Source organism: Romboutsia sp. LXY-2 (assembly GCF_056171995.1).
Map to the genome: position 1 here is coordinate 141,939 of NZ_JBKFGI010000004.1, position 14,615 is coordinate 156,553.

Annotated in this window: 12 protein-coding genes and 1 pseudogene; all 13 read left to right on the top strand. The window is 29.1% G+C overall.

From position 1 onward, the window contains the following. Positions 1 to 15 precede the first annotated feature (15 nt). Positions 16 to 1,326, top strand: a complete 1,311-nt coding sequence (gene grdH / locus ACI48P_RS08985; RefSeq protein ID WP_475214965.1) for a betaine reductase selenoprotein B — start codon at positions 16 to 18, stop codon at positions 1,324 to 1,326. Positions 1,327 to 1,400: 74 nt separating this feature from the next. Continuing rightward, positions 1,401 to 2,939 (top strand): BCCT family transporter, encoded by a 1,539-nt coding sequence (locus ACI48P_RS08990; protein WP_475214966.1) that lies wholly within the window; start codon positions 1,401 to 1,403, stop codon positions 2,937 to 2,939. Between the two features lie 17 nt (positions 2,940 to 2,956). Next, positions 2,957 to 3,430 (top strand): glycine/sarcosine/betaine reductase complex selenoprotein A, encoded by a 474-nt coding sequence (gene grdA, locus ACI48P_RS08995; protein WP_475214967.1) that lies wholly within the window; start codon positions 2,957 to 2,959, stop codon positions 3,428 to 3,430. Positions 3,431 to 3,624: 194 nt separating this feature from the next. Further along, positions 3,625 to 4,611, top strand: a complete 987-nt coding sequence (locus ACI48P_RS09000) for an ornithine cyclodeaminase family protein (protein ID WP_475214968.1) — start codon at positions 3,625 to 3,627, stop codon at positions 4,609 to 4,611. Between the two features lie 19 nt (positions 4,612 to 4,630). Then, on the top strand, positions 4,631 to 4,843 hold the full coding sequence (locus tag ACI48P_RS09005; protein WP_475214969.1) for a tautomerase family protein: 213 nt from the start codon (positions 4,631 to 4,633) through the stop codon (positions 4,841 to 4,843). Positions 4,844 to 4,914: 71 nt separating this feature from the next. Continuing rightward, a complete protein-coding gene (gene ilvD / locus ACI48P_RS09010) occupies positions 4,915 to 6,567 on the top strand; it encodes a dihydroxy-acid dehydratase (protein WP_475214970.1) in 1,653 nt (550 codons plus the stop codon). A 52-nt stretch (positions 6,568 to 6,619) separates the two neighbouring features. Continuing rightward, positions 6,620 to 7,420 carry a TrmB family transcriptional regulator gene (locus ACI48P_RS09015; protein WP_475214971.1) on the top strand — a complete coding sequence of 267 codons (801 nt, stop codon included), beginning with the start codon at positions 6,620 to 6,622 and terminating at the stop codon, positions 7,418 to 7,420. 201 nt (positions 7,421 to 7,621) lie between these two features. Next, entirely contained in the window at positions 7,622 to 8,245 is a 624-nt protein-coding gene (locus ACI48P_RS09020) for a flavodoxin family protein (protein WP_475214972.1), read from the top strand. Positions 8,246 to 8,596: 351 nt separating this feature from the next. After that, positions 8,597 to 10,162, top strand: a complete 1,566-nt coding sequence (gene abc-f / locus ACI48P_RS09025) for a ribosomal protection-like ABC-F family protein (protein ID WP_475214973.1) — start codon at positions 8,597 to 8,599, stop codon at positions 10,160 to 10,162. Between the two features lie 264 nt (positions 10,163 to 10,426). Beyond that, a complete protein-coding gene (gene vanG / locus ACI48P_RS09030) occupies positions 10,427 to 11,485 on the top strand; it encodes a D-alanine--D-serine ligase VanG (RefSeq protein WP_475214974.1) in 1,059 nt (352 codons plus the stop codon). Between the two features lie 14 nt (positions 11,486 to 11,499). Continuing rightward, the gene (locus ACI48P_RS09035; RefSeq protein WP_475214975.1) at positions 11,500 to 12,366 is read left to right on the top strand and encodes a D-alanyl-D-alanine carboxypeptidase family protein; all 867 of its coding nucleotides are present in this window, start codon (positions 11,500 to 11,502) and stop codon (positions 12,364 to 12,366) included. A gap of 2 nt (positions 12,367 to 12,368) precedes the next feature. Next, a pseudogene (locus tag ACI48P_RS09040) lies at positions 12,369 to 13,442 on the top strand (acyltransferase family protein). 16 nt (positions 13,443 to 13,458) lie between these two features. Further along, a complete protein-coding gene (vanT, locus tag ACI48P_RS09045; RefSeq protein WP_475214976.1) occupies positions 13,459 to 14,601 on the top strand; it encodes a serine racemase VanT catalytic subunit in 1,143 nt (380 codons plus the stop codon). The last annotated feature ends 14 nt before the right edge of the window (positions 14,602 to 14,615 follow it).

Sequence of the window (14,615 nt, forward strand, 5' to 3'; positions counted from 1 at the left end):
GAAGGGGTGCTAAAAATGAAAAAAGCTATATTATATCTTAATCAATTCTTTGGTCAAATAGGTGGAGAAGATAAGGCTGATTTTGAGCCAGAAATTAGAGAAGGACTAGTTGGTCCTGCACTACAACTTAATAAACTGTTAGAAAACGCAGAAATTACACACACAATAATATGTGGAGATAATTTCATGGGTTCAAATACAGATGAAGCAATAGATAAAATAATAAATTATCTTGAAGATAAAGAATTTGATATATTCTTTGCAGGTCCAGCTTTCCAAGCAGGTAGATATGGAGTTGCATGTGGACATATATGTAAGGCTGTTAAAGAAAAGTTTGGTGTAGAAGTAGTAACATCAATGCACATAGAAAATCCTGGTGTAGAAATGTTTAAAAAAGATATGTATATATTACAGGGTGGAAACAGTGCAGGAAAGATGAGAAGTGACCTTTCTACTATGGCTAAATTAGGAAATAAAGTAATTAATGGCGAAGAAATATTAGATGCAAATACTGAAGGAATTTTTGAAAGAGGAAAAAGACATCAAGCTTTTAGAGACGATAAGATAATGGCATCAGATAGAGCAGTAGAAATGCTTATAAATAAATTAACGGGAAAAAGCTATAAGACTGAACTTATAGTACCAAAAATTGATAGAGTGCAAATAGCTGATGCAATAAAAGATATAAGCAAAGCAAAAATAGCATTAGTAAACACAGGTGGAATAGTACCAGTAGATAATCCTGATAGAATACAATCTGCTTCAGCAACAAGATGGGGAAGGTATGATATATCTAACTTAGAATCTTTACAATCAGGAGTATATAAAACTATACATGCAGGATTTGACCCAGCTGTAGCAGATGATAATCCAAATGTAATAACTCCTATAGACTCTCTTAAAAAGTATGAAAATGAAGGTGTAATAGGTAAATTACATGATTACTTCTACACTACTGTTGGAACAGGTACAACACAAGGTGAAGCTAGCAAAATGGCTAAAGAAATAATACCATTTTTACAAAGTGATAATGTAGATGCAATAATCATGGTTTCTACATGAGGCACTTGTACTCGTTGCGGTGCAACGATGGTAAAAGAATTTGAAAAAGCTGGATTCCCAATTGTTCAAATGTGTAACCTTATTCCAGTAGCAAAAACAGTAGGAGCAAATAGAATAGTACCGACTATATCTATACCATATCCTATGGGTAACCCATCATTATCAAAAGAAGAGCAATTTACAATGAGACATAATATGGTTAAAACAGCTTTAGATGCCTTATGTACAGAAATAGAAGAACAAACTGTATTTAAACACAAATAGTTATCTACCTATCATCTTGTTTATTCATTTAGTTTATTTAAGTAGACTTTATTACTAAAAATATAGGGGGAACTATGATAAGAGCTGATGAGAAAAAAAATAAGGTAGATAATAAAGTATTTTATTCATCATTGATTATTACTATACCCATATGTCTATGGGCTGTAATAGATGGTGAAGGTTTAGGTAAAGTAGTATCAAGCGCTTTTGATTTTTTTACATCAAAATTTTCCTGGCTATACTTATTATCTATGATGATATTTGTAGTATTTGCAATATGGCTAGCCTTTAGTAAGTTTGGAAATATAAAGCTAGGTCCAGATGATTCAAAACCTGAGTATAAGACTGGTTCATGGTTTGCTATGCTATTTGGTGCAGGTATGGGTATTGGTCTAGTATTCTGGGGCGCTGCTGAACCAATATCACATTTTATATCACCTAAAGAAGGTATAGATCCTGCAAGTATTGAGGCAGCAAAGTTTGCTATGAAGTCATCCTTCTTACACTGGGGAGTTCATCCTTGGGCAGGATACAGTATAATAGGACTTTCTCTAGCATATTTCCAATATAGAAAAGGAAAGTCAGGATTAATAAGTCAATTATTTGAACCATTACTAGGAGATAAAGTTAATGGTCCAATAGGTGTAGTAATAGATACTTTAGCAGCCTTTGCTACAATAGCAGGGATTGCAACATCACTAGGTTTAGGTACATTACAGATTAATAGTGGTCTTAGTTATTTATTTGGTTTACCTAATAATGCTATGACTCAACTATCAATTATAGCAATAACAACAATAGTATTTATATGGACTGCAGTGTCAGGTATAGACAAAGGTATGAAAATTTTATCTGATATAAACTTGCTTACTGCATCATTACTGACTTTAGCTGCACTTTTAGTAGGTCCTACATTAAATATTATAAATACTTTTGTAAGTACTTTTGGTAACTATACTCAAAATATTCTTGTTGATAGTATGAATATAAGTGTATATGGAGACAATTCATGGCTTAGCAGTTGGACAGTTTTTTATTGGGCTTGGTGGATAGCTTGGGCTCCTTTTGTAGGAACATTCATAGCTAGAATATCAAAAGGAAGAACTATAAGAGAATTTATTCTAGGAGTTATGTTTGCTCCAGCTTTAGCATCTTTTGTATTCTTCTCAATATTTGGGACGCTAGGAATAGATTTATTTATGAATGGAACTATTGATTTAGCACAGTTAACAAATATGTCATCAGATGTATCAATTACACTGTTTGAAGTATTATCACATTATGATTTTGGATTTATTTTATCTATTGTAGTAATATTCTTATTACTAACATTCTTTATTACGTCAGCAAACTCAGCTACTTTTGTATTAGGAATGTTCACTTCAAATGGAGATTTAAATCCATCAAATAAAAGAAAGATTATGTTAGGATTAATGCAGTCTTTACTAGCAGTTAGTTTATTATTAACAGGTGGACTTAATGCCCTACAAACATCATCATTATTAGCAGCATTTCCATTTGTATTTATAATGATATTTGCTTGTATATCACTAACTAAATCCTTATTAGAAGAAAAGGTTCCTGAAAATAAAAAAGAAAAAATAAAATCATAGATATTGGAGGAGAGATAGTGAGCTTATTAGAAAATAAAAAAGTAATTATTATAGGCGATCGAGATGGTATACCAGGTCCAGCTATAGAAGAATGCGTTAAGACAGTTAATGGCACAGAAGTAGTTTTTTCATCAACAGAATGTTTTGTCTGAACGGCTGCTGGGGCTATGGACTTAGAAAATCAAAACAGAGTTAAAGAAGCTGCTGAAAAATATGGTGCAGAGAATGTTTTGATATTACTAGGTGCTGCTGAAGCCGAAGCTGCAGGTCTTGCAGCTGAAACAGTTACTGCTGGAGATCCTACATTTGCAGGTCCACTTGCAGGTGTAGAATTAGGATTAAAGGTGTTCCATGTTGTTGAACCAGATATGAAAGAATTATTTAATGAATCTGTTTATGAGGAACAGATAGGAATGATGGAAATGGTTTTAGAGGTAGATGAGATAGTAGATGAGATGACAAATATAAGAACTCAGTATTGTAAGTATTAAAAATTAATAAATATCCCTGATGTAAAAAAAGCTATGGTTATCATAGCTTTTTTTATTTACTAAATAATAATTAATAATTATATTATAAAAAATCTTATAATTGACATTTGTTAAAAAATTGATACACTTAAATTAACAATAGTAGTAACCAAAAGGAACTACTAAAATCATATTCATAAATTAGGGGGATCAAAATGTTATTATTATCAAAGAGAGATATAAAAAAAGTATTCACTATGAGAGATGCTATAGAAACTAACAAAGAAGCTTTCAAGTTATTTTCTCAAGGTAAAAGTGAGGTGCCACTAAGAACAACAATTCAAGCACCTAATCACAATGGCGTATTTTTATTTATGCCATCATATGTAGAAGATTTAGATGTAGCTGGACTTAAAGTCGTTAATATTTTCCCAGAAAATGTTAAAGAAAATTTACCAACAGCACCAGCTCAAGTTTTATTAATAGATGGAAAAACAGGAATAGTAAGTTCAATACTAGATGGTACTTATGTAACTCAACTTCGTACAGGAGCATCTTCAGGTGCAGCATTTGATTTATTTGCAATAAAAGATGCTAAGGTTGGAGCTTTAATAGGTACTGGTGGACAAGCTGCGGCTCAGTTAGAAGCGATGATGGTATCTCGTGACTTAGAAGTAATAAAGGTATACGACTTAGATGAAGAAAGAACAAATGCTTTTGTTGAAAGAATGAAAGAAGACCTTAAAGAATATAAAACAGAAATTATTAAAGCTAACTCTTCAGATGAAGCAATTGATAATGCTGATATAATAGTTACTGTTACTCCATCAACAAAACCAGTATTTGACGGAACAAAAGTTAAAAAAGGAGCAACAATAAGTTGTGTAGGAGCATATCAACATCATATGCAAGAACTAGACCCTGCTGTACTTCCAAGAACATCTAAAATATACTTTGACTCAGAAGAAGCTGTATTATCAGAAGCAGGAGATATATTAATACCATTAGAACAAGGAATAATAACAAAAGAAGATTTTACAGGGGATATAGGAGATGTATTACTTGGTAAAGTAGTAGGTCGTGAAAATGATGATGAAATAATAGTTTATGAAAATGTTGGAATAGGAGTTTTAGACTTAATGACTGCAAGAGCAATTAACCTTAAAGCTAAAGAAGCAGGAATAGGAACAGAGTGGGAATAAATTTTAAGGAGGAATAATCATGCCACATATAGTAGTAAAAATGTATCCTGGAAGAAGCGAAGAAGTAAAAGAGGACTTTGCAAAAAAGGTACAAATGTTAACAGTACAAGAATTTGGATGTCAACCAGGACATGTATCAGTATCTGTTGAAGATATATCACCAGAAAATTGGAAAGATGAAGTAGTTGACCAAATAAAAGCTGAAGATTTAATAATTGAACCTAACTTCTAAAAATTAATATAAAATATCTTGGGAAAATATAAAACATTAAATTATAACAATATTCAAAGGGGAGAAATGTTATGGGAACTAATGGAGCATATTGGAATGGACCAAAGGCAACACATAGACGTGTTATGTTAAAGGCTGCAGGATATACAGATAAGGATATAAAACAAAAACCACATATAGGTGTAGCAAACTCTTTTATGGAAGGATCTCCAGGAAGTGCACACCTTAGACAAATTACTGAAGCTGTAAAGCAGGGTATATGGGCAGCAGGAGGAATTCCTGTAGAGTTTGGAATACCTGCTACTTGTGGTAATGTTGCAAATGGAGCTGAAGAATTAAAGTACGAACAAGTAGGTAGAGACATTGTTTGTATGTCAGTAGAATTTGTTTCTAAAGTTCATCATTTTGATGGTATAGTAATGGTTGCATCATGTGATAACATAATAGCTGGTACATATTTAGCTGCAGCTAGACTTGATATTCCAGCAATGGTAGTAACAGGTGGTTCTATGCAACCAGGTAATTACTGTGGAAAACAAGTTGTTGAAGCTGAACTAGATGTTGCTGTTTTAGCTGGTGAAGATGAATTAGTACTTTCAGACATGGAAGAACATGTATGTCCTTCATTTGGAGCTTGTCCTTCAATGGGTACTGCAAATACTATGCAAATGCTAGGTGAAGTAATGAACTTAGTAATACCAGGTACAGGGACAATACCTGCTTCTGATAATATGAAAATAAGAAAAGCTAGAGAAGCTGGAAGTTTTGCAGTTGATCTAGTAAAATCAGGACGTAAGCCATCAGAGTTAATTACTAAAGAAACATTAATGAATGCAATTATGTTTGATATGGCAGTTGCAGGTTCAACAAATGCAGTACTACATATATTAGCTATAGCATATGAACTTGGTATAAAAGTAGCTATGGAAGACTTTGAAAAATATGCAAAGGAAATTCCATGTATAACAGGAGTAATACCAAGTGGACCTTATACAGTGGTAGACTTCCACTATGCTGGTGGTGTAAAAGCTGTAATGAAAATGATAGAAGATAAATTATATACAGATGTACCAATAATAGATGGTAGAACATGGAAAGATATATTAGATAAAGTAAAAGTTGAAAGTTCAGATATAATAAGAAGTTTAGAGGATCCATTATTTAATGAACCAGGACTGCAAGTACTTAGAGGTAACTTATCTCCTAATGGTGCAATAGTAAGACCGACAGGAGTTCCAGAAGAAATGAAGTACTTTAAAGGTAAAGCTAAAGTTTTCTCAAATGACTTTGAATCTTTAGCAGCTATTGAAAATGGAGATATAGTACCAGGAGATGTAATAGTAATTCGTTATGAAGGATGTAAAGGATCTCCAGGTATGAAAGAAATGATGTTAACAACTGATGCCCTTGTAGGATATGGACTTCATAAAAGTGTAGGATTAGTTACAGATGCAAGGTTTTCAGGATTTAACTATGGTGCAATAGTAGGTCATGTTTCTCCAGAAGCTTATGATGGAGGTACTATTGCTTTAGTAGAAAATGGAGACGTAATAATAGTAGATACTATTAAAGGTGAAGTAACACTAGATGTTTGTGATGAAGAGTTAGCAAGAAGAAGAGAAAACTGGGTATGTCCACCACTTAAAGAAGAAAAAGGGTGTCTTGCATTATTTGCTAAAAACTGTAGACCTGCAGAAGAAGGCGGAGCAATGCAACCATGGTAAAAAGCATAAATAAAGGTATTTATGAGTATTTGAATATATGGGAGAATAATTAATGATAGATGAAAAAATAAACTTATTAAATAAAATAGGTTTAAATGATTCAGAGGCTAAAGTATATTTAACTTTAGTAAAAGAAGGAAGTATCTCAGGATATGAAGCAAGTAAGCTATCAGGGGTACCTCGTTCAAAAATATATATAACACTAGAGTCATTAGTGAGGAAAGGCTTTGTACTATTCTCTGAAAATGATTCAGTAACAAAATATGCTTCAGTATCAATTGAAGAGGTTTCTGAAAGAATTAAACATGAAACTAATAACACTTTAGATGAATTATCCATCCAATTAAAAGATTATGGTTCAGTTACTGACTTAGACTATATTTGGCATATAAAAGAATATAAAAATGTATTTGCTAAATGCAGAAATATGATTAAAAATACAAAACATGAACTGCTAATTCAAATTTGGGAAGATGATATACAAGAAGTTTACGATGAGCTTAAAGAATTAGATAAAAATGATGTAAATGTAGGTGTTGTTCTCTTTAGTGAAGATGAAGGTCTTATGCTACCTTTTAAAAACTGTGTAAAACATGGTATGTTAAAAGATAAGTACGAAGAAATGGGAGGTCGATTTATTACCCTTGTTTCTGATAAAAAAGAAGTAGTCTTTGGGCAAATACTTAGTGAAAACGTAGCTGAGGTTATTTGGACAGAGTCAAAGCCAATGATATCTATGGCTTCAGAGTGTGTTCGCCATGATATGTACTTCTATAAAAGTGCTAGTATATTTAAAGACGAAATGCAAAAAGAACTTGGTAGTGATTACTCAAAGATTAGGGGGATATTCTAAAGCTTAGTTCAAATATTAAAAAGAGCTACAATAAAAATTGTAGCTCTTTTTTGATTAAACATAGGTTATCTTACTAAACATTCTCTATAAAATAATATGGATAAATGTAATTTTAAATTATTTATAGTTGCAAATATAATAAGAAATAACTAGTCTTAATATTATAGACATAAATATTATGATGGAAAATGGAGGAATTATATGAAAGTATTATTAGTAAATGGAAGCCCTAATAAAAAAGGATGTACATATACAGCTCTTGAAGAATTATCAAAAACTTTGAAAGAAAATGGAATTAATACTGAAATATTTCAACTTGGAAACAAACCTATAGGTGGATGTATTGCCTGTGGTTCATGTAAGAAAACTGGAGAATGTTTTACGGAAGATATAGTAAATGAGTTTGTTGAAAAAGCTAAGTTAGCTGATGGATTTATATTTGGTTCACCTGTTTACTATGCATCAGCATCTGGTTCAATAATATCTTTCCTTGATAGAGTATTTTATAGTGGCAGTAAACATCTTGCATTTAAACCAGGTGCAGTTATCTGTAGTGCTAGACGAGGTGGAACAACAGCAACTTTTGATCAATTGAACAAATATCTTTCAATTTCAAATATGCCTATCGTAAGTTCTCAATATTGGAATATGGTTCATGGAAACAATCCTGAAGAAGTAAAACAAGACTTAGAGGGACTTCAAATAATGAGGGTTTTAGGGAGAAATATGGCTTGGATAATAAAATGTATAGAGTTAGGGAAAAATAATAATGTTTTAAGACCTGAGTTAGAAGAACGATTAGCTACAAACTTTATTAGAATTTAGAAAAATATTAATATGTACTTGAAATAAATATAGTTTACTACTATAATAATTATTAAAATAAACATAGAGGTGATTAGATAAAATGAACAATTAATCTTATTCAAATTAACAATCAGATAGTTTTAATAGGTAAAAGCATCATAATAGATGTTTTATTAACAAAGCCTATAAACTACTTAAAGTTAAGGATAAGATTAAATATTATAACATAATCATCATTAAGTACTAGCTAATACAGCTTTTATTTACATGTCATAAATTTGTATAATATAACTTTCTTTTCTTTGGGTAGTAAAAATACCATAGAGCTAAGGAAGTTTTTTTATTTCCTTAACAAAGGAGATGATAATTATGGCACAAATTAAAATAAATAACTTGAGTTTTCAATATGATACACATGGTGAAGATATATTCAAAAATGTATCAATAAATATAGACACAGATTGGAAGTTGGGTTTTATAGGAAGAAACGGGAGAGGAAAGACCACATTTTTAAAGCTCCTAAAAGGAGATTATAAGTATAGTGGTAAAATTACAAGTCACGTAAATTTTGATTACTTCCCTATGGAAGTAGAAGATCATGGGAAGTATGCATTAGAGGTAATGAGAATAGCCATCGCACCTTTTACAAAATGGGAAGTTGAAATGGAAAAGTATATGAAAGATCCTAAGTATATTAAGGACTATGGTGATATTTTAGATAAGTATATAGAAAATGACGGATATATTATAAATGAAATGATAGAAAAAGAAGTAAGGAAAATAGGGCTAGAACCAGATATATTAAATAGAACATTCAATACCTTAAGCTCCGGAGAACAAACAAAATTACTTTTAGTAGCTTTATTTTTAAGAAAGAATAACTTCTTATTAATAGATGAGCCTACCAATCATTTAGATGCAGAAGGTAGGGATTGTGTGGCAAATTACTTAGAAAATAAGAAAGGCTTTATATTAGTTTCACATGATAGAAATTTTTTAGATAAAATTGTTAATCATGTCTTATCAATTAACAAAAGTAATATTGATATTCAAAAAGGTAATTACTCCACTTGGCAATTAAACAATGATAGAAGAGATGAATTTGAAAAAGCAGAAAATGAAAAACTTATAAAAGAAATAAAACGATTAAAAATAGCATCAAAACAAAAAGCAGGATGGTCTAATAAACTTGAAGCAACAAAAATTGGTTGTGGACCTGTAGATAGAGGGTTTATTGGACATAAGGCTGCTAAAATGATGAAGAGAGCAAAATGCATTGAAAAGCGTCAAAATAAAGCAATAGAAGAAAAGTCTAAGCTTCTTAAAAACATCGAAAATACAGAAAAACTAAAAATTGGAAATATAAGTGGAAACTGTGAAAAATTACTTAAAGTTATAGATTTACAGATAATATATGAAAAAGAGCTTTTTAAACAACCACTAAGTTTTAATATAGAACCTGGAGATAGAGTATGGCTAAGAGGTAAAAATGGAAGTGGTAAATCAAGTATATTAAAATTAATAATGGGAGACGAAATTAAATACACTGGATATTTTAATAAAAGTGATAATATCTCATTTGTATCTCAAGATACAGGATATTTAAAAGGAAATATAAGAGATTTTTCTAAAAATAGAGAAATAGAAGAACAGAAACTAAAAAGTAGTTTAAATCAATTAGGAATTAACAACACTCAATACGAAAAGAATATTGAAGAATGGAGTGAAGGTCAAAAAAAGAAGTTGCTTATTGCTGCTAGTTTGAGTGATTTTGCAAAGCTTTATATTTGGGATGAACCATTAAACTTTATTGATGTAATATCTCGTATACAAATAGAAAACATGATACTAGAAGAAAATCTAACTATCCTTTTTGTAGAACATGATCAATGCTTCGGAAATAGAATTGCTACTAAAATTATAGATCTGCTATAAGTAAATTAACAATAGATAGATATAGAATATGAATCATATAAGTATACAAATAGGCTATGTTTTAATAATTATTATTAAAACATAGCTTTTTTTATTATATCTACATATAGATAATTATTAATTCAACTTAAGAATTGAAAATAAAAACTTAAGAAAACTTAAGATTTACTTATAAATCTCTTAATCTTTAAATCTTAGAATAGTCTTATAGGAAAATAAATAACTAATTTAACATACTAAACTAAAATTTAAGGAGAAATAAAAATGAAAAATGTATTAATAATATTTGGTGGAAAATCTAATGAATATGAGGTTTCTTTAAAATCATCATCAGCAGTTATAGATAACATAGATAGAAGTAAATATAATGTATCAATGATAGGAATTACTAAAGATGGAGAATGGTCAAGTTTTAGTGGAACTACTGAAGAAATAAGAAATAACACATGGTTTGAAAATAAAAATTGTAAAAAAGCATATATATCACCATGTACAAGTCATAAAGGTTATGTAGAGATAGACAACAATGAAATAAAAGAATACGCTATAGATTTAATATTCCCAGTGGTACATGGTAAAAATGGTGAAGATGGAACACTACAAGGATTATTAGAATTATCAGGGATTCCCTTTGTAGGTTGTAAAACACTATCATCATCAATTTGTATGGACAAGGCAATAGCTCATAATATAGTAAAAGAAGCTGGTATAAACGTAACAAAATCATTAATAGTATTTGAAGATGAAGATAATGTTATTGAAAAAATAAAAGAAAAAAATATGAAATTACCAATTTACATAAAACCTGCAAAATCAGGATCATCAATTGGTATAACAAGAGTTGAAAGATTAGAAAAAATAGATGACGCAATAAAAGAAGCATTCGCCCACGATAATAAAGTTGTATTAGAAGAAGCAATAGATGGATTTGAAGTTGGTTGTGCAGTCCTTGGACAAGGTGATGTAATAGTTGGAGGCGTTGATGAAATAGAGTTAACTAGAGGATTCTTTGACTTTAATGAAAAGTACAATCTAGAAACTTCAAAAATTCATACTCCTGCTAGAATAAGTAATGAAAAAACAGAGGAAGTAAAAAAGACTGCTACAAAAATTTATAAGCTACTTTCTTGTGAAGGTATATCAAGAGTAGATATGTTTATAGATAAAAAAGGGGATATATTCTTTAACGAAGTTAACACTATACCAGGATTTACAGCAAATAGTAGATATCCTAAAATGATGAACTTAATAGGATTAAGTTATACAAAATTAATTGATAAATTAATAGAAGTTACTTTAGTAGAAGAACTTATAACAGTTTAAGAGGAATATTACTTATGAATGAATTAATTAAAGAATCTAAATACAATTACTCCATATTAAATAAAGTAAAAGACTTAATAAGTTTAAAGGATAATGATGAATATATAACACTAAAACTAACTAATAAGGAGCTATACTCTGGTAGCTTAATATTAGTAAACAAAGATAATGAGTTTAGACAAGGGATAGTAAGCATACTATCTTTAGATAATGATTATTTTGAAATTTATGGGAAAAAGCCAATATATATAAATGAGTTAATGGTAAAACCTCTTTTAAACTTAATAGATGATATAGATGGAAAGAAAAAACTAGTGGCAGTAAGTGGCTATAGAAGTGAAGAAGAGCAAAGAAGAATATATAAAGATTCTATACTAGAAAATGGAATAGAATTCACAAAAAAATATGTTGCTAAACCTAGACAAAGCGAACATCAAACTGGATTAGCAATTGACTTAGGTGAGGTATTAGAAAACGTAGATTTTATATGTCCTTCTTTTCCTAACCATGGTATATGTAAAGAATTTAAAGAATTAGCCCAGGACTACGGTTTTATAATGAGATATAAAAAAGACAAAGAAAAAATAACAAATATATCAGAAGAAGTATGGCACTTTAGATATGTAGGTGTACCTCATTCAAAAATAATGAATGAAAATAATTTTTGCTTAGAAGAATATATAGATTACTTAAAAAACTTTAAATATAAAAGAAACTCTTTAAAGTTAATATATAACGGATATAAAGTGGAAATATTTTATGCTGAAAAACTAAATAAAATAACAGAAGTAAAGTTATTGAAAAGTAAAAAATATAATGTATCAGGTAATAATGTAGATGGATTTATTGTTACTCTCTTTGAAGAATTAAAGGAGTTATAAATATGATACAAAAAACAAAATATGGATATATAGACTTGTTTAAGTTTGTTGCATCATTACTTGTAATAACTATTCATACAGATCCTTTAACAACTTATAGCATAGCAGGAAACTTTATACTTACAAGAGTTCTTGCAAGATTAGCAGTCCCATTCTTTTTCATCTGTGCAGGCTATTTATTTTCTTTAAAATTGACTGATAACAAAATAGAAAATAATAAACTATTGTTTTCTTATTTATAAAGAATTTTTAGTATTTACTTGATATCAATAATAATATACATTCCAATAAATATATATAATGGGTACTTTACTAGTGATTTTAGTTTAATAAGTATACTGAAAGACATAATTTTTAATGGAACAATGTATCATTTGTGGTACCTTCCAGCATTAATCTTAGGTATGTGTATTGTATTTATATTAATCAATAATTTTAGTATAAATACCTCATTAATAATTACTATAGTTTTATATATTCTTGGATTATTAGGTGATAGTTATTTTAAAATAACAAGTAGTATAGATTTATTAAATAATTTATATAGTAATATGTTTTTAGTGTTTGATTATACAAGAAATGGTATATTCTTTGCACCAATATTTATATTACTAGGTTTTAAATTCACAAAATTTGATAATAAAGAAAATGACAAATTGAAAGATGAAGATAATAAATATAGTACAAAAAACAAAGGATTTATAAAGGATTTAATTTTGTTTTTATTATTAATTATGCTTTTAGGTATAGAAGCTACACTATTAAAAACATTTGACATACCTAAACATGACAGTATGACAGTTTTTTTAGTGCCAGCAGTATATCTATTATTTAAAATATGTATAGATCTAAAAAATAAAAGTATGAAAAAATTAAGAGACATAAGCTTATATATTTACATTCTACATCCAATGATTATTATTTTAGTGAGATTAATAGGTAAAATAACTAAAACCACATATATTCTAATAAATAATAGTTTAATAAATTATATTTCAGTAACTTTAATATCTATTTTGGTATCAGTAGTATTAGTAAATATAAATGATAAATTAAAAGTTAAAAATAATAATTAATTATGAGGAAACTACTATGAACAATTTTAAAAATGTTAATAAAGATAACTTAAGAGCGTATAGAGAAATAAATCTTTCAAATATAGAGCATAATCTACTTAAAATCCAATCTATATTATCTGATGGGTGTAAAATAATGGGTGTTATTAAAGCAGATGCATATGGACATGGAGCAGTAGAAGTAGCTACTCACTTAGAAAGCTTAGGCGTAGAACACTTTGCAGTAGCAAGCCTTGATGAAGCAATAGAATTAAGGAATGCTAATATAAATGGTGAAATATTAGTACTTGGATATACACATGTTAATAGAAAAAAAGATTTGATGTATTATGATATATCTCAAACTATAGTAAACTTTAGCTATGCAAACATGCTTTGTGAAAGTGATGGACAAGTTAAGGCTCATATAAAATTAGATACAGGTATGAATAGACTAGGAACAAAAAAAGAAGACATTGAAGAGTTAATTAATATATATAATAGTAATAAACTTAAGGTTATGGGAACATTTAGCCATTTATCAAGGGCAGATAGTTTATTAGAAGAAGATATTGAGTTTACAAAAAAACAAATTAATAGATTTTATGATATAATAGACTTGTTGGAAAAAAACAACATAAATCTAGGTAAAATACATTTACAAAGTAGTTATGGTATTACAAATTACAGAGAATTAAGATGTGATTTAGTAAGACCAGGAATAATCTTATATGGTGTTTCAAGTAGTCCTTATGATGATAGCATAGAAGACCTAAATCTTAAGCCTGCATTATCTTTAAAATCTAAAGTTGGATTAGTAAAAAATATAAAGAAAAATGAAACAGTAGGATATGGAAATAACTTTACAGCATCTAAAGACTCTAAAATTGCTATAGTAACTATTGGATATGCTGATGGGTATCCAAGAGGACTTTCAAAACAAAACTTTAATGTCTTAATAAATGAAAAAGAAGCTAGTGTTATAGGAAATATTTGTATGGATCAAATGTTAGTTGATGTAAGTCATATTGATGATATTAATATGGGTGATACTGTAACATTAATAGGTAAAGATGGAGATAAATATATTTCTATAGATAAGATAAGTAAGTTAACCAATACCATTAATAATGAAACACTTACAGGTATAGGTCAAAGAGTTTGTAAAGTATATATTTAATTTGATTTTATTAT